16 protein-coding genes and 1 tRNA gene are annotated in these 16,058 nt (G+C 64.7%); 7 read left to right on the top strand and 10 right to left on the bottom strand.

The window, feature by feature from the left end; all coding sequences use genetic code 11:
• Position 1: 1 nt before the first annotated feature.
• The 7 genes from H7A12_03950 to H7A12_03920 are packed head-to-tail and all read right to left on the bottom strand — an operon-like array spanning position 2 to position 8,421.
• Positions 2-808: a MotA/TolQ/ExbB proton channel family protein gene (locus tag H7A12_03950; GenBank protein ID MCP5319965.1), complete on the bottom strand. Its 807-nt coding sequence runs from the start codon at positions 806-808 to the stop codon at positions 2-4.
• 20 nt (positions 809-828) lie between these two features.
• Positions 829-1,089: a hypothetical protein gene (locus H7A12_03945; protein ID MCP5319964.1), complete on the bottom strand. Its 261-nt coding sequence runs from the start codon at positions 1,087-1,089 to the stop codon at positions 829-831.
• A complete protein-coding gene (locus H7A12_03940; GenBank protein MCP5319963.1) occupies positions 1,086-3,152 on the bottom strand; it encodes a PEGA domain-containing protein in 2,067 nt (688 codons plus the stop codon). Before H7A12_03940 ends, H7A12_03945 begins: the two co-directional genes overlap by 4 nt.
• A complete protein-coding gene (locus H7A12_03935) occupies positions 3,149-4,666 on the bottom strand; it encodes a hypothetical protein (protein MCP5319962.1) in 1,518 nt (505 codons plus the stop codon). Before H7A12_03935 ends, H7A12_03940 begins: the two co-directional genes overlap by 4 nt.
• 37 nt (positions 4,667-4,703) lie before the next feature.
• Positions 4,704-5,885, bottom strand: coding sequence for a hypothetical protein (locus H7A12_03930; GenBank protein ID MCP5319961.1), 1,182 nt, complete (start codon positions 5,883-5,885; stop codon positions 4,704-4,706).
• The gene (locus H7A12_03925; protein MCP5319960.1) at positions 5,882-7,138 is read right to left on the bottom strand and encodes a hypothetical protein; all 1,257 of its coding nucleotides are present in this window, start codon (positions 7,136-7,138) and stop codon (positions 5,882-5,884) included. Before H7A12_03925 ends, H7A12_03930 begins: the two co-directional genes overlap by 4 nt.
• A complete protein-coding gene (locus H7A12_03920; GenBank protein ID MCP5319959.1) occupies positions 7,135-8,421 on the bottom strand; it encodes a hypothetical protein in 1,287 nt (428 codons plus the stop codon). Before H7A12_03920 ends, H7A12_03925 begins: the two co-directional genes overlap by 4 nt.
• A 136-nt stretch (positions 8,422-8,557) precedes the next feature.
• Between H7A12_03920 and H7A12_03915 the strand changes: the two genes are divergently transcribed.
• Positions 8,558-8,974: a nuclear transport factor 2 family protein gene (locus tag H7A12_03915; protein MCP5319958.1), complete on the top strand. Its 417-nt coding sequence runs from the start codon at positions 8,558-8,560 to the stop codon at positions 8,972-8,974.
• A 55-nt stretch (positions 8,975-9,029) separates the two neighbouring features.
• The gene (locus tag H7A12_03910) at positions 9,030-9,932 is read left to right on the top strand and encodes a TIGR03619 family F420-dependent LLM class oxidoreductase (GenBank protein MCP5319957.1); all 903 of its coding nucleotides are present in this window, start codon (positions 9,030-9,032) and stop codon (positions 9,930-9,932) included.
• Positions 9,933-10,014: 82 nt separating this feature from the next.
• Here the strand turns inward: H7A12_03910 and H7A12_03905 are convergent, their stop codons facing one another.
• Complete coding sequence (locus tag H7A12_03905; protein MCP5319956.1) at positions 10,015-11,196, bottom strand: acyl-CoA dehydrogenase family protein; 1,182 nt, start codon at positions 11,194-11,196, stop codon at positions 10,015-10,017.
• A 109-nt stretch (positions 11,197-11,305) separates the two neighbouring features.
• Here H7A12_03905 and H7A12_03900 point away from each other — a divergent pair, with 109 nt between their 5' ends.
• From H7A12_03900 to H7A12_03880, 5 genes are all read left to right on the top strand, one after another.
• A complete protein-coding gene (locus tag H7A12_03900) occupies positions 11,306-12,085 on the top strand; it encodes a TetR/AcrR family transcriptional regulator (protein ID MCP5319955.1) in 780 nt (259 codons plus the stop codon).
• Positions 12,082-12,630 carry a MaoC family dehydratase N-terminal domain-containing protein gene (locus H7A12_03895; protein ID MCP5319954.1) on the top strand — a complete coding sequence of 183 codons (549 nt, stop codon included), beginning with the start codon at positions 12,082-12,084 and terminating at the stop codon, positions 12,628-12,630. Before H7A12_03900 ends, H7A12_03895 begins: the two co-directional genes overlap by 4 nt.
• Position 12,631: 1 nt before the next feature.
• On the top strand, positions 12,632-13,768 hold the full coding sequence (locus tag H7A12_03890) for an acyl-CoA/acyl-ACP dehydrogenase (protein MCP5319953.1): 1,137 nt from the start codon (positions 12,632-12,634) through the stop codon (positions 13,766-13,768).
• A gap of 35 nt (positions 13,769-13,803) precedes the next feature.
• Complete coding sequence (locus H7A12_03885) at positions 13,804-14,190, top strand: MaoC family dehydratase (protein MCP5319952.1); 387 nt, start codon at positions 13,804-13,806, stop codon at positions 14,188-14,190.
• A 112-nt stretch (positions 14,191-14,302) separates the two neighbouring features.
• Positions 14,303-15,247 carry a L,D-transpeptidase family protein gene (locus H7A12_03880; GenBank protein ID MCP5319951.1) on the top strand — a complete coding sequence of 315 codons (945 nt, stop codon included), beginning with the start codon at positions 14,303-14,305 and terminating at the stop codon, positions 15,245-15,247.
• A 235-nt stretch (positions 15,248-15,482) separates the two neighbouring features.
• Here the strand turns inward: H7A12_03880 and H7A12_03875 are convergent, their stop codons facing one another.
• Complete coding sequence (locus H7A12_03875) at positions 15,483-15,749, bottom strand: hypothetical protein (protein ID MCP5319950.1); 267 nt, start codon at positions 15,747-15,749, stop codon at positions 15,483-15,485.
• A gap of 168 nt (positions 15,750-15,917) precedes the next feature.
• A tRNA-Leu gene (locus tag H7A12_03870) sits at positions 15,918-16,005 on the bottom strand.
• Between the last annotated feature and the right edge of the window lie 53 nt (positions 16,006-16,058).

The following is a 16,058-nucleotide window of genomic DNA, read 5'->3' as shown; positions in this document are numbered from 1 at the left end:
CTCAGACCTCCCGCGTGACCTTCAGATGCCCGAGCAGGCGCTGGTCGCAGTAGGCTTGCGCATCGAGCACGAGCCGCTCCTGCTGCAACTGCAACTGGTGCATCAGGAACATCAGCAGGATGCTGATCACCAGCGCGACGAAGGTCGAGTTGAAGGCGACGCCAAGTGCGGCAGTGACCCCGGTGATGTCGCCTTCGACCGCGCGATGTGCCTGCGTCAGTGCCATGCCGATGCCGCGCACCGTGCCGATGAAACCGAACGAGGGAATTGCCCAGGCAATGTAGCGCACCATCGAAAGTTCGGACTCCAGCCGCTCGCCTTCGGTTTCGCAGACCTCGCGGATCGAACTTGCCGCGTCCTGGATGCTGCGTGTGGCGGCGAATCGCTGCAGTCCGGCGATCAGCGCGCGTGGCAGCAGTGTGCGTCCGTCCTCGGGTGGCAGCGCCTGGATGGGTCGCAGGTACTCGCGTGCGTCCTCCGGTAGGATGCTTGTTCCGCCCGGAACCTGCACCAGTGGTTTCTGCAGCAGCAGTTTCTCGTGATGTAGAGCCGCGCCCTTGTAGCCCATGATCGCGATCGACCACAGCATCAGAACGACGCAGATCTCCTGCTCGTAGTCCTTCATGATGATCCACACCGACGGCGCGTGTGCGCTGGTATCACCGGCTGCAAGCCGCGCCTGCTCCGCCGCCAGCACGGCGTCTGCACCCGGAATCACGAATGTGACGTAAAAGGTGTGCACGATGATCAGGGCCACCAGCAGTGCGAACAGCTGGAACAGGAATTCGGAGGCGAAGAGACGTTTCATGGCGTGGTGGTCGTCGCTGTTCAGATGTCCGAAGGGAAGGATACGGAAAGATCTTCCTCGATGTTTTCGCTGGGGATGAAGCGTTCATCCTCGGGGTTGCGTGCCGGCCGGCGTTGCGGCTCGCGCGCTGCCCCCGTACTTGCAGCATCGGGCGCCGGGGCCGTTTCCACTGCAGTCGATGGCTGGTGCGCTGGCGCAGCTTCGGCCGCGCTCGGCGGCTCCTGTGCAAGCGCCGCCGCAGCAAGCAGCAGTGTGACCGTGAACGCGAGCGGGTGTTTCATTCGGCGTACCTTGCGATGCGGAAACCAAGGTCCGGGCGTGGGTCCTTGCCGTAGTCGCGAAACGCCAGACGCAGTGAAGTGAGATCACCGTGGCGCCAACTGGCGCCGCGGATCACGTGCAGCTCGCCGGTTTGAGGGCCGAGCGGATCGCTGGCAGTCGCTGTCGGCAACGGTTCGTAGACATCGTGCACCCACTCGGCCGCGTTGCCGTCGAGGTCGAAAATGCCGTGGCGATCGGGTGCGAAGCTGCCGCGCGGGGCCGCGACGGGGAAACCGTCGTCGTAGCCTGCGATGGTCTCGCCGAGCACGGTCGCGCCGCTGCGGTCCGCGAAGTTGCCGGCGCGTGCGGGCGGTGGCAGTTCCTGTCCCCACCCGAAACGGCGCACCGAACCGTCGCCGATCACACTGGCCGTCCACGCCCACTCGGCCTCGCTTGGCAGGCGATAGCCGCGGCTGGCTGGGTCGAAACCACTGACGTGGCCGTTCTGCACGCGGTAGAAGGGCGGGAGCTTCTCCTTCTCGCTCAGCCAGTTGCAGTAGAGTGCTGCGTCTTCCCAGCTCACGTTGACTGCCGGCAGGTCGCCGTCGCCGAGCGCATGACCCTTGAAATCACCCGCGGCATGCGCGGAACGGAAGTGGCGGAATTCGGCGTTTCCGACTTCCTTCACGCCGAGAAAGAACGGACGCTGCAGCCGTATCTCGCGCAGTGCTTCGTTGGCGCGACGCCCGGGCTCGCGCCGCGAGGATCCCATCGTGAACGACTGCGGGTGCAGCAGCACCAGTTGTTGTCCTTCGGACGTCGTGATGCGTTCGCTGCGCGGCGCCGCAGCAGGCTTCGTTGCCGCTGCGACCGGCACCAGCTTCACCTCGATCCGCTGTGCAAAACCTGGTCGTGGCGTGAAGCGCAACTCGCGTGACTGGTAGCCGCTGCGCTGCACGCGCAGCGTGTGTTCCACTCCGGGCAGCGTCAGCGCGCGCGTCTCGCGCGCGAGTGCACGCGCGTCGAGCAGCACTTCGGCATCCGCTGGCTCGATCGCCAGTTGTACTTCGCCGCTCAGGGCAGGGAGGGTGAGCGTGATGTCCTGCGAACCCGAGCCGGCAGTCAGCGTCCGTACCACGCGCTCGTAGCCGGCCTTGAACGCGATCAGCTCGTGCGCACGCGAAGAATCGATCGCGAGCTCCAGAGGGGTGCGCCCCTGGAAGACACCGTCGAGCGTGAGGCTCGCGCCATCCGGGCGCGTCGTGATGCGCAGGCGCGCGTCGGCACGCTCGAGCAGCAGCGGTTCCAGCGTGCGTTGCTCGCCAGCGACTGCATCGATCATCAATACCCCATCGCGGTGACCGTCGAGGCTGAGACGCAGGTGGTGTGCACCGGCCAGCAGTTCAAGCTGCGCCGGCGTGGTGCCGGAGTCTGCGTCATCGACCAGGATACGTGCTCCTGCCGGCTGCGAGTCGATGCCGTAGGTGCCCCAGCCGGGTGCAAGCGTTGCTTCCAGCGTTTGCAGTTCGTCCTTGCCGGTAATCGACAGCGTCTGTTCCTGCGCCAGATAGCGTTCGGCCTCGATGCGCAGCCGATGCTCGCCGGCTTCGACCGGGATCGGCTCGCCGTTGCTGTCGCCGGTCGCAACCCCGTCGACCAGGACGCGCGCCGTGACCGGCGCGGTGTGTACCGCCAGACGGCCTGGCAGACGCGCCAGCTCGATGTCGATCCGCTGGCCGGCGCTGGTATCGACCGCTAGCTCACGTCGGGCTCCGACGTATCCCGGTGCACTGGCTTCAAGCGTGTAATTTCCGGGGCGCAGCAGGATGCGCGCGCCGAAGGGAACGGCGAGGCCGCCGGAAACGCTGATCCGGGCATCGGCCGGCTCGACACGGACTTCGAGTATCTTGGCTGCGAGTACGAACCAGGCGAGTGCGACAAGTACGAGCAACGACACGCCGAGCGCAATCCAGTCGGTGCGCAGGCGAGTGCGCGTTGCCCGTTGCGGTGATGGTGGCGTGTAACTGACCGGTGCGATCGATTCGCCGTCATGCGCACGGGTGTTGCGGTTGTTCGCGTTCACACTTTCTCCACGCACTGCACCAGCACTTCGCCCGGTGCCTGTCCGGGGCGAATACGAAACGCGATGCGTACGTCGCGATAGCCGGTGCGCCGTCCCACGGCGACATAGTCCCCCGGCAGCAGCTCGAGGGCCTTGTCCGTCATCGTGCCGTAGCTGCCGATGCGCAGCACGCTGACCTCGGTCTGCCCATCCGAGCGCAGGTGCAGTGCAACCGGCGTGCTGTAGGCACCCAGCAGGCGGCGTGCCGTTGCGAGCTGTGCCTGCAGGCGTCGACCGGGATCACTGATCGCTGCTGTGCGTGTGATCAGCTCCTCGGTGCGCGCGCGTGTGCCGGGGTCGAGCAGACGTTCGGGGTTGCGCTCGAGTTCGACGAGCGCTTCATCGAGTGCGATCCGTCGCGCGGCCTGCTGGCTGCCTTCGAGCGCCGGGTCAAGCGTGGCGTCGATTGCCAGCGCGGCGTCGAATTCGCGTCGGGCATCGGTCCAGCGCTCGGCGGCAATGGCCTGCCGCGCACTGGCGAGCCGCGCGGAAATACGTCGTTGCGTGAGCTGGAACTCCGCCTGCTGCAGGCCGTCACGCGCCTCGGGGCTGTCCTTGCGCAGTGCCAGCGCGGCGCGGAACTCGCCTGCTGCCGCTCCGGGGTCTCCTCGTGCGAGTGCGGCGAAACCCGCCGAGAGGCGTAGCCGGTAACTGCGTTCGCCGGCACGCGCACGCAGCTCGTCGAGCCCCTTGCGTGCTGGCGCGTGCTCGCTGTCGAGCGCCAGCGCTTCCTCGTAGCTCCGTTGTGCCAGCGCGTCGTCACCTGCGGCTTCGGCTGCGCCAGCACGTGACGCGAGTTCCAGCACGCGATCGAGCGTGCCGGCACGCTGCAGTCCGTGCTGCGCCGTGGTGTTGCCCGGGTCGATCGCCAGTGCTTCGCCGAACAGCGTGCCTGCTTCGGCAGAGTTCCCGGCAGCGAGCGCTGCTGCAGCACGCGCGAGCCGGTCCTGCAGGCGTTCCTCGATGCCGGCGAGCGTGGCACGCAGCAGCGACGCCGCCTCGGCGTACCTTGCCTGCGCCGTTGCATGATCGCCTTCGCGGTAGGCGAGGTCGCCTGCGGTGGCCAGTGCCGTCGCCTGTGCGAGTTCGGTTGCTGCCCAGTTTTCTGCTCCGCGCTGCTGCAGTTCGTGCTGGAGCGTCAGCACGGCATCCAGCGCCTCCTTTGCCGCGGCACGCTGGCGCTCGGTGGTGGCTGCGGCGTATGGGGTTTCCGACGGTTGCGCCGTCGCAGCGCCTGTATCGGATTGCGGCGCCGCGGAGCTGGCCGGTGTCGTTGCCGCCACCGTCGGGCCACGCTGGCGCGTGATGTAGTCGGGGAGCAGGAAAAACACTGCAGCGGCGAGCAGCAGCAGCGTGCCTATCACCAGTGCCGGTATTGGCAGCGAAGCGCGCGAGGCAGTGACTGCGCCGGTCGCCGGAGTGATCGCCATGTCGATCTTCGCAGGCTTGATGCGCTCGAATTCGTCACTGCTCATCACGGGTACTTCCGGCTGTGGCCATTGCGCGAGGGTGTCACGGAGTACCGGTCTCGGCGGTGTAGATCTCCCGCAGCACGTCGCGCCACTCGCGGTACTGCTGCTCGACGGTCCCGCTCAACGTGATGCGTCGTTCGTCGAACTCGATCGTGTGTGGCTGGACCTCGGCCCCAAGCGATGCGCCCAGTTCCTTCAGGGTCTCCGCGTGCATTTTTGATTCTGCACGCTTGTCCATTCCGCTCTTCACCATCACCGCACCGCCGAGAATGCCCACGGTGCCTGCAGCCCGCGTACGGCTGTTGTCGCTGCCCTGGGCTGCGATGCCGCCGACGATCGCGGCGATTCCCGCCACCGTACGCAGCGTGGCCTGGCGGCGCAGTTCCTGGTACGCGAGCGCTTCGCCATGGGTCTCGCGGCGCCAGTCCTGGTACGGTTGCGCCATCTGGCGGGCGAACGTGTCGTACTGATCCTGCAGCGTATCGACGAACAGCGCGTCGCGTTCACGGATACGGCGCACGCGCTCGAGCATCGGATCGCTTTCAGCCGGCAGGCGAGCGATTTTCACGATGCCCTTGCGGTCGGTTGCGAGGTAACCGTCGAAGGCCTGCGGTGAGAATGCGGCGGCGAACTTCAGTTCGGCGATCGTACGCAACTCGCGCACGTGTCGGGGGTCCATCTTCGCACGCCAGGCAGCCAGGTCGTTCGCGATGCGGTTGTAGACGTCCTGGAACGGGTCTGCGGCCGCTCCGCTGCGCGCGCTGTCGTAGCTGTAGCGGCTCGCGGTGCCTTCGTAGCGGCGCGTGTACCACTTGCTGCCACTGACATCGCTCGCCGTGATCTCGAGCACGAGTTCGAGTCCGGTCGACTCGATGATCCGGCCCTGCACGATCACGTCGGTGACCGCAGTCTGTTCCGGAATCACACGCACGGTTCCCCAGTGGCCGCTGCCCTGCAGCGTGGTGGCGAGCACGGTCGGCATGTAGCGTGCCTCGGCCTCGCGGATCTCGGGCGCGGTCAGCAGTTCGTCTTCGCCGAGTTGCGCTGCTCCGGAGTCGAAGGGGCGCACGGCAACGTCCAGCAATTCCGCTTCCGGGCGTGCGGGGTCACCGGTGTTCACCGGTGTCACGGTCGTCGTCCGCACCGAATTGCTGGCGCAGGCACCGAGCAGCAGCACGCACGCGAGCAGCGTGAAACGGATCAGCACCTCGAGCCGCCTCATCGATCCTTCCTCCTTGGCAGGCCTGTGTACTTGCGGTATTCGTCCCACAGTTTTTCGCGCAATTCGGGATCCTTCTCCTTCATCGCCGCTTCGCGTATCTGGCGTGCGACCACATCATCGGCGTTGCCGTCGGGTATGTCGGGTGGTATGGGCGCTGTGGCCTGTGGACCCGCACCGGAGCCGCCGCGGCCGATGGCACCGCCCGAACTCACGGCGCCATCGCCGCCATCCTCGCCCGCTGCTGCTTCCGCTGCCGCTTCCCCGGTCGTTTGTGTCGAACCGTAGCCGGCGGAGTCTTCGCCGCCAGTATCGCGACCCGTACCACGACCCGTGCCGTTGGTGTCCGCCCTGTTGGCGCCGCCGCCGGCTTGCTCCGCGCGCTCGACTGCGCGTGCACGCTCGCCGGCCAGCGCACCGTCGAAGCGCTCCAGTGAGGCCCCGAATTCACGGTCCAGCCGGGCGAGCTCGGTTGCGCTTGCACCATCACCGCCGGCGCTGCCACCACTACCCGACTGCTGAGCGCCACCGGACTGCTGTGCGCCAGCCGTTTGCGCGTCACTATTGTTGCTGTTGCTGTTGCTGTTGCTGTTGCTGTTGCTGTTGCTGCTGCCGCCGCCGTTTGTCTCCTGTGTCGCGGTGCTCTGGGTACCGCCACCGCTGCCACCGCCTGCCTGCTGTCGCGCGGCCTCCGTTTGGGTACTGCGGGCATCTGCCGTACCTTGCTGTCCGCTCGCCGCGGTCTGGCCGCTGGCGCCGTCGTCTGGTTGCGTGGACGCTGCGGGTGTCGGCGAACCGTGTTCACGCATCGCTTCGAGTGCAGCGTCGAGCACGTCCTGTTCGCTGCGGGTGTCACCGGCGGGCGGTTGTTCGGAATCCTCCAGGGTAATTTCGGGCTGCTTGCCCGATTCGGTTGCCGATGCGTCGGAGCCGGTCGCGCCAGATTGCGCGTCGGACGGCGCGTCGGACGGCGTGCCGGGCTGCGCACCGGATGTCTTCGACGCCTGCGCGGCGTCCGATTCCGATGTGCTGGCGCTCGGCGCGCCCTGCTGCGTTGCGCCGGCATTTCCAGACGACGAACTGCTGCGGCTCGATGCACCCTGGGATGTGGACGCTGATGACGATGGAGCGCCCGCAGCAGGAGGCTGTGGCAGCGACGGCGGGGAGGTGCTGGTGGTCTTGCATCCGGCGAGTGCGAGCAGGCACAGCATCACCACCACGCGTGCATGCATGCCGTTCATTTCGCGTCCTTTCATGGTGTATACGAATACAGGTAATCAACGTTCGCGGTCGCTACCGGTTGACCACTTTCGAAGCGCGGACGGAACGCGGTAGAGAGCACGCGCTTGCGCAGCCGCGAAATATTGCGGTCAGTTGCGGGCGGCGATGATTCGACGACCTGCACATCAGTTGCCCGGCCGTTTTCGTTCACGACGAAGCGAATCTTGATCCATGCCGTGTCGGCACGTGAACCGGGCACGCTGTCGAAATCTGCCGGCAGCTGTGGCAGCGGGAGTGGTCTGCCGAAAACCGTATCGCGCACCTGCGCGGCTTCGCTGCCGGAGCGTTCACCTTGTGCCCACGCTTGCTGATACAGGCGCAGGGCACTCTGGCGGCGCGCGAACAGCTGGTGCCAGTCGGCGAGTTCGGCGAGTGCCTCGCTGCGTTCCAGTTCATTGCTCTGCACATCGGCATCACGCAGATCCACGACGCGGCGCAGCGCATCACGACCCGCGGCAAAGCTGTTCGCGATCCGCGCCTGGATGGCCGCCTCGTCGGCTGGTTCGGCGCCGAAGCCAAAACTCTCGTGTATCACCGGCATGCTGCTTGCCACGTAGTAGTCGATCAGCGCGCGCCGGCGCAGCGTATCGGCAATGCGTCGGTCCTGGATGCCGGAATTCGTCTCGATGATGGTGATTGCCGAATCGTAGAAGTTTCGCGCGGTCAACAGGTGCTGTGCTGGCTCGCCGCCGATTGCGTCGAGGTAGGCACGCATATGCCACGCTGAAAGCCGGTAGAGCACCGGCAGCAGTCGTTCGTCGTTCTCGCCGTAGTTGCGCTGATGGATCAGGAATACCTGGCGGTAGCGGTTCTGTACCTTTTCCCAGTCACCGAGGGCTGCATGGCTTTCGATCAGTCGCTCGAGGATCGGCAGGTCGGAACTGCTGTAGAGGCCTTCGTTGATCCGCGTGAGGTGTTCGGCACGACTCAACGTGGTCACTGCCTCGGCGTGACGTCCATCGCGCTGATACGCCAGCCCGAGTCCGAACAGTTCCTGCTGCAGCGCGGGTGCCCAGGCGCCGCCTTCTGCCTCGAGTTCACTCACGCTCTCCAAATAACGCTGGATCGGAGCCGCCTTCTCCCGTGGTTCCTGCTCCTGCTGCAGTTCCTGCTTCTCCTCCCGCTCCTGTGCAGTGCCAGCCGCGTCGCTGGCGACTGCGGGAGCCGTGATGGCCAACAGGCACGCGAGCATGCTGCCGACCATCCACATGGCTTGCGACCTGCCGGTGTCCGAAATGCCACGTTTGCTGCGATACATAGGCTTCGCCTGCTCAGCGCCTCAAGCCGCATTCTAGCGCCGCGTGCCAGTGGCCGCGAGTGCAGGGCAACGCGGTGGTCAGCCCGGGTCCGAAGCGCTATAGTCGCCGCCTGTTGGTGCGGGGCGGGTGGTGCAGATGCGGGTGGTGGAAGAAGCGAACAAGGAGCTGGTACGACGCTTTTTCGCTGCGCTGAATGCTGGCGATGTCGCTGCGCTGGTGGATGCTTACGCCGACGATGGCGCGGTCTGGACCAGCGGTCGAACGTTGATTTCAGGGACGTTTCCGAAGGAGCAGATCCGCGCAGCTTCGGGGCGCATCTTCGAGGCCTTTCCTGCTGGCATCGAGTTCATCATTCACACGATGACGGCCGAGGGCGAGCGCGTCGCAGTCGAAGCCGAGTCGCGTGGAATGCATGTCAGCGGCAGGCTCTACAACAATCTCTACCACTTTCTGTTCCGTTTCCGTGCCGGGCAGTTGGTGAGCTTGCACGAGTACATGGATACCGAGATGGTGACCGACGTGCTCTGCGGCGGGCAGCGCCCCGGTACCTGAGCGCTGCGGGCACGTAGTCGTTCGGACAGGACATCAGACACAGGAGAATACTGAAATGGCGCAATTCGGCTTGGCGCTCGGCATGTTCGGCGTACACAACTACTTCGGTGGTGATTCGCGTGGCTATATCGAAGCGGCACGTCTGGCCGACGCGGCGGGCGTCGACCAGGTGGTGTTCACCGATCACGTGGTGATGGGTGAACATACCGATCGCTATCCCTACGGTGCCTTTCCTCTGCCGCCCTCGGAGCCGTGGTTCGAACCGCTGACGCTGCTCTCGGCGATAGCCGCAGTGACGACCCGCATCGAACTTGCAACCGGTATCCTGGTCGCCCCCCTCAGGCCGGCGGCGCTGCTCGCGAAGATGCTGGCGACACTGGATACGCTGGCGCCCGGACGCCTGCAGATCGGCATCGGTACCGGCTGGCAGCGCGAAGAGTTCGAGGCGCAAGGGCTCGACTTCGATCAGGCGTGGACGCTGCTCGACGACCAGGTGCGCGCGATGCAGGTGTTGTGGCGTGAGGCTCCGGCCAGCTTTCGCTCGAAGACGGTGAATTTCGAGCGCGTCTACAGTACGCCGTTTCCGCGCGATCGCTCGATTCCGCTCTGGTATGGCGTCAAACCGACCGAGCGCCAGGCGCGGCGTGTCGCCGAACTCGGTGCAGGCTGGGTGCCGATTTCGACCCACGCCGAGTACGTGCGTGATGGAGTGCAGCGCATTCGTGAGGCCTTCGTTGCCGCCGGACGTGATCCGGCGACGTTGCAGGTGCGCGCGCACGCGCCGGTTCATTACGATGCCGATTATCGCGGCGACTTCGAACGTTCGGTTGCCGATATCCCGGAACTGCTGGATGCCGGTGCGACCGTGATCGAGTTCGAGCACCATCCGTACATCCGCGACAAGGCGGAGCTGCCGGAGTTCTATGCGCGCCTCGCGGCGTTGAAGACCCGGTTCTGAAAACCGTGCGTGGTCGCGCGGGCCACCTGTCCCGGATCGCAGACGGCCCGCCCCCGATCGCAGACGGGTGGCGGGCGGGGGCTCAGCGTCGGCTGTAGGCCGACATGCCGAGGCCGAACTGTGCAATGAGGTCGCGCATGACCTCGGCCACGCCGCCCCCGAAGGTGTTGATCTGGCACTTGCGGTAGTTTTCCTCGATGTCTCCAGCGAGAGCGCCGCCCGGAGATCCTCGACGCAAGCCGCCCGGCATGCCGGTCACGTTCAGCATCAGCTTGTCCACGGTGATCAGGCATTCGGTGCTGTAGGCCTTGATCGCCGAGGCAAAGGCAGGGTCCGGCTCGCCGGTATCGAGTTGCCACGCCATGCGCCAGTTCATCAGCCGCATCGCCTCGAGCCGCGTATAGACCTCGGCGAGAGTCGATTGCACCCACGGCAGTTCGGCGATACGCCTGCCGCCGCCGGCGTCGGTATCCTGCGCCCATTTCAGCGTGCGCTGCAGCAAGCCCCAGCCCTGGATGCCGATGGCTGCGAGGCCGACGCGCTCGTGGTTGAGCTGCGAAGTGATCAGCTTCCAGCCGCCGTTCAGTTGCCCCGCGATCATCGATGCCGGGCAACGCACATTGTCGTAATAGCTGGCGTTGCTGCGCACGCTGCCCACCGTATACAGCGGCGTGAACGTGAAGCCGGGCTGGTGCGCATCGACCATGAAGATCGTGATGCCCTTGTGCGGCGGTTGTGCCTGTGGATCGGTGCGTGCTGCGAGCCAGATGTAGTCGGCAGCCTCGGCGCTGCTGGTCCATATCTTGCTGCCGTTGATGATGTAGTCATCTCCGTCGCGCACGGCAGACGTCTTCAGCGACGCGAGGTCGGTTCCCGCGCCGGGTTCGGTGTAGCCGATCGAAAAATGCAGCTCGCCGGCTGCGATCTTCGGCAGAAAGAACGCCTTGTGCTCCGCGGAGCCGTTTGCGATCAGCGCCGGTGCAACCGTGTTGATCGTGACGAAGGGCAGCGGCACCTCGGCCAGTTGCGCCTCTTCGAAGAACACCAGTTGTTCCGAACTCTTGCGGCCCTGCCCACCGTATTCCTTTGGCCAGCCGAGCGCGAGCCAGCCGTCCTTGCCGAGCTGGCGGATCACCTGCTTGTACGCATCCCCGCCCTCGTTGCCGCGTGTCGCTTCGCGCAGTTCCGGCGTCATCAGCTGGCTGAAGTAGGCGCGCAACTCGCGGCGCAGCTGCTTCTGAGCGTCCGTGTAGTCGATATGCATGGCGTCGGGTGCTCCGGTCGATTGACGAACGACATGATATTGAATCTGGATTCAATATCAATAAGAATGTCCAGAACCTCTGGTCAGGGCAGTGTGGATGGGTGGGCAGATGTCGCGCAAGCCGCCTGCTGTCGAAATCACGAACACCACGACGCACAGGCCGCGGCGCAGCGCACGTGGTGAAGCGGCAAGACTGCGTCTCAAGGAGGCAGCGACACGCGTGCTCGAGCGCACCGGCTACCGCCAGATGCGGGTGGCTGATGTAACGGGAGAGGCAGGCGTCGCGGCAGGGCTGTTCTACCATTACTTCCCTGACATGAGAACGCTGACGATCGAGGTGCTGCAGGATTTCATGCAACGCTTCGAGGCGCTGGACGACATCGAGCGCGGTGTTGCCAGGGGGGATTGGTACGCGCGCATGTACGCGCACAACCGGCTGGTCGTGCAGAGTTACGCACGCAATCCCGGTATCATGCGTTGCATGGTGCAGATGGGCGACGAGCAGCCCGAGTTCGGCGAGTTGTGGCGTGCCAGTCTGCAGCGTCGGCTGGAGTGGTTCGTGAATGCCTTGCCGCGGCTGTTTCCGCAGGCCGGACTCGACTCGGCGCAGGCACTGTTGCTGACCACGCTGCTCGCCGGGACCGGCGAGCGTCTGCTTGCCGAGTATTACATCGCGCGCGTACCGCAACTGCGTGTGCTGGAACTGGACGAAGAGGAGATGACCGAGTGGATCTCGGTCATGTTCTACCGCGCGCTGTTCCTCGAGAACCCGCCGCGCGAACGTCTGCACCACACGCTGGTGGTCGAGGAGATACGCCGGCTGACGGCCGGTGTGAGTGCGGCGAATCATGGACAGGACGACCCGAACGGGGAGGAAACATTGGCGTGAGCGACGATGATGTGGATGAGGAACTGCAGGCTTTCATTGGCAAGCGACGGGGTCCGTACAACGGTTGGGACGACGTCAATGCACCGATGATCCGCCATTTGTGCGAGGCGCTCGGTGACCGCAATCCGGTGTACACGGATCCTGCATTCGCGGCGCAATCCGTTCACGCAAGCATCGTCGCTCCACCGACGATGCTGCAGGTCTGGACGATGCGCGGCAACACCAGCGAACGGGCTCCCGGTTCGGATACGCGGGATCCGTTCGAGGTCGTCGAATGTCTGCGCGCACGCGGGTATCCGGCAGTCGTCGCCGTGAACTGTGAGCAGACCTACCGTCGCTATCTGCGCCCGGGCGACAGGATTCACCACATGTCGAGCATCGAATCGATTTCGCCGTGCAAGACCACGGCGCTGGGAACCGGGCACTTCGTGACCGAACTGGCGGAGTTCTACGACCAGGACGGCGAGAAGGTCGCCGATATGCGTTTCAGGGTGTTTCTGTACCGTGCGCCGGATCGTGCGCCGGAAGCTGGCAAGGGGGGTTGAGATGGATTTCACGCGTTCGGAAGATTCACGACAGATTCAGGAGCTTGCGGCACAGATCTTTGCCGACAACAGCAGCGATGGGATGCTGAAGCGCTTCGATCGTGACGAGATTGCGTTCAACACCGAGCTCTGGAAACTGCTCGCCGAGGCAGGGTTGCTTGGCGTCGCATTGGGCGAGGAGTTCGGCGGCAGTGGCTTCGGTTTCACCGAACTGTGCGCGGTGTTCGAGGAACAGGGACGGCAGGTAGCGGCGCTGCCGTTGCTGGCTACGGCCGTGCTCGGTGCGCTGCCGGTTGCCGAATTCGGCAGCGACGCTCAGCGTGCACGCTGGTTGCCGGGTGTGGCGGATGGCAGCACGCTGCTGAGTGGCGCGCTGTGTTACCCGGATGCCGGTGGGCACGGTGAGCGGTTGCCACGGGCGCAGCGCGATGGTGACGCCTGGCTGCTCGAGGGCGCTCTCGATCGCGTTCCGTACGCGCTCGAGGCGACCGCGTTCGTGGTGCCTGCGCGAGCAGACAATGGTGACACGCCGGTGTTCCTGGTGCCGGGAAATGCGGCTGGGCTGGATCGTGAGCGTCGCCGTGGAACCAACCATGAACCGATCGATGCGCTGGAATTCGCGGGTGTACGGCTGCAGGCTTCAGACCTGCTCGGCAAGCCTGGTGATGGTGCAGGCATTGCCGAATGGTCGGGCCTGCGTGCGGCGACGGCACTTGGTTTCGTGCAGCTCGGGGTGCTGGCCGATGCGTTGCGCCGTACGGCCGAGCACACGGTGACACGCAAGCAATTCGGCAAGCCGCTGGCCGGCTTCCAGGCGGTAGCGCACCGCGCTGCCGACGCGTACATCGATATCGAGGCGCTGCGTTCGACGGCGTGGCAGGCGGCATGGCGGATCTCCGAGCAACTGCCGGCAGAGTCGGCCGTGGCGTCGGTTGCGTGGTGGGCCTGCGAGGCGGGGCATCGGGTCGGGCACACTGCCCAGCACCTGCACGGTGGTATCGGTGCGGATGTGGATTATCCGATACACCGCTATTACCTGTGGGCAAAGCAGATCGAGTTGATGCTCGGCGGTGGCAACCGGATCCTGGCCCGCTTCGGCAGCAGCCTGTCGCAGCAAACGATCGAGATCGGGCTGTGAGCACGCCAGGTTCGGGTACCCGCCGCTTCGCGGACGTGAAGGTCGGTGATGAACTGGCGCCGCTGAGCATCGATGTAAGCGCACGGCTGATCGTCGCCGGCGCCATCGCAACGCGTGACTTCCAGGACGTGCATCACGACAAGGATGGAGCCCAGGCGCTGGGATCGCCGCATATTTTCATGAACATCCTGACCACGAACGGACTGGTGGGGCGCTACGTGACCGATTGGGCCGGTCCCGAAGCCATGCTGCGCTCGGTGAAGATCCGTCTCGGCGCGCCGAATTACCCGGGTGATGTCATGGTCTTCAGCGGCAAGGTCGTGAGTGTCGATGCCGGAGAGCAGATGGCCGAGATCGAGGTGGCGGGCAAGAATCGCCTTGGGTACCACGTGACCGGCTCGGTGACCGTGACTCTGCCCTGAGCAGCAGTCGCCTGGCGTAACTTTGCCGCTCTTCGGCCGCGTACGGTCGCGCCATTGGGGGAGGCGTTGCTAAAATGACCCTTGTGTCTGGAATCTGGTAGTTACTGTAACGATGCGCAAGTTATTGCTGTTGCTCGCGATGTCCTGTTCGCTGCAAGTCGATGCACTGACGTTCGACATGCCGCCCCCCGGTGAGGATATCGTCGGTGAAGTCATGACCGTCCGTGTGGCTGACCACAAGGACACGATCAATACCTACGCCGAAGCCTACGGGCTTGGTTTTCGCCAGATCGTGGCTGCCAACCCCGGCGTGAATCCGTGGGTCCCCGGCGAGGGGCGCGAGCTGGTCCTGCCGTTGCAGTTCATCCTGCCTCCCGGTGAGCGCAAGGGTATCGTGATCAATCTGGCGGAATTCCGCATGTACCACTACCAGCCCGATGGTCGCACCGTCGATACCTATCCGATCGGCATTGGTCGCGAGGGTTGGGAGACTCCGCTCGTTGCGGCGAAGGTGCTGAACGTCATCAAGGATCCGACCTGGGTTCCCACGGCCTCGATCCGGGCCGACTGGGCAGCCAACGGACGTCATTTGCCAGCGGTGGTGCCGCCGGGGCCGGACAATCCGATGGGCAAGTGGGCAATCCGTCTGAGTGCGCCGAGCTACTACATCCACGGCACGAACAAGGATCTGGGTATCGGCATGCGCGTCAGCGCCGGTTGCATCCGCATGTACAACCCGGATGTGGAGCAGTTTGCACGACGCGTTGCGAGCAATGCGCCGGTACGCATCGTCAATGTGCCGGTGAAGGTTGGCTGGAAGGGCGGCGAGATGTACGTGGAAGTTCACGAGGCGCTCGAAGAGCAGCGTGGATACCACGTTCCCGAGGCTGACGTGGCCGACGCGATTCATCTGGCCAATCGTATTGCACATGCTCCGGTCCAGATCGACTGGATGGATGCCAAGGCTGCTGCCGTAGACCAGTCCGGCATGCCAGTGCGCGTCTCCGCGACTGCGAACACGACCAGTATCGCAGCAGCGGCAGCAGCGACTGAATAACAACGCGATCGATCTGCCTGCAGCGGTTTCGTACTGCCGGCTGGCGGCTGGCTCTCTTCCAGCACAGCAGTATCAAGTCAAGAAAGATGCAGACCGTTTGACCCTGTCGTCTGTACAGGGCGTATCGGACTCACTCGTAAAGGCAGCCAAAACAAAAACCCGCATGATCCCTCTCGGGTTCATGCGGGTCTTGCTGCACGATCAGGACGGGAGTTCGTGAACTCCCGCTGTCAGATCACTTGCGGCAGCACTTCTCAGCCATGCGGCTAACGGCCTCGACTGCGTCGTTGGCGCTCTTCTGGGCGTTGGCAGCAGCAGCGGCAGCGCTGTCAGCAGTCGATTGTGCACGGTTGGCAGCAGCCAGCGCATCGTTGGCGGTCTTCTCGACGGTGCCTACACGCGTCTCGAGTGCGTCGAGGCGGTCGTTGCAGGAGCAGCCGCTCAGCAGTGCAATGGCCAGTGCTGCGGATACCAGTGCAGCCTTTTTCGTCATGGTACGCATTTCAGTCTCCTTGGATGTGCGATGCGATCGGGTCGATAGCAGGAGAATTCTTGCATACCGTTACCCGAAGTCAATGTTAAATCTGCACGAATTTGTGCAGCTGATGCAGCTTACGACTTCGTTCTGGTGACGATTTGTCGCCGCGGCTGCGGGTGAAACAACACGCTTTGGTACCAGAGGTGGGACTCGAACCCACACGCAGGGCTACTGCAACGGATTTTGAGTCCGTCTCGTCTACCAGTTCCGACACTCTGGCCCTTGAAGCGCGCGGCATTATAGCAATGCATCGGAGGGCGGCAACTGTGTGGT

Source organism: Pseudomonadales bacterium (genome assembly GCA_024234165.1).
Classification (GTDB): Bacteria; Pseudomonadota; Gammaproteobacteria; order Pseudomonadales; family UBA5518; genus UBA5518.
This window is presented reverse-complemented; position numbering and strand designations above follow the sequence as displayed.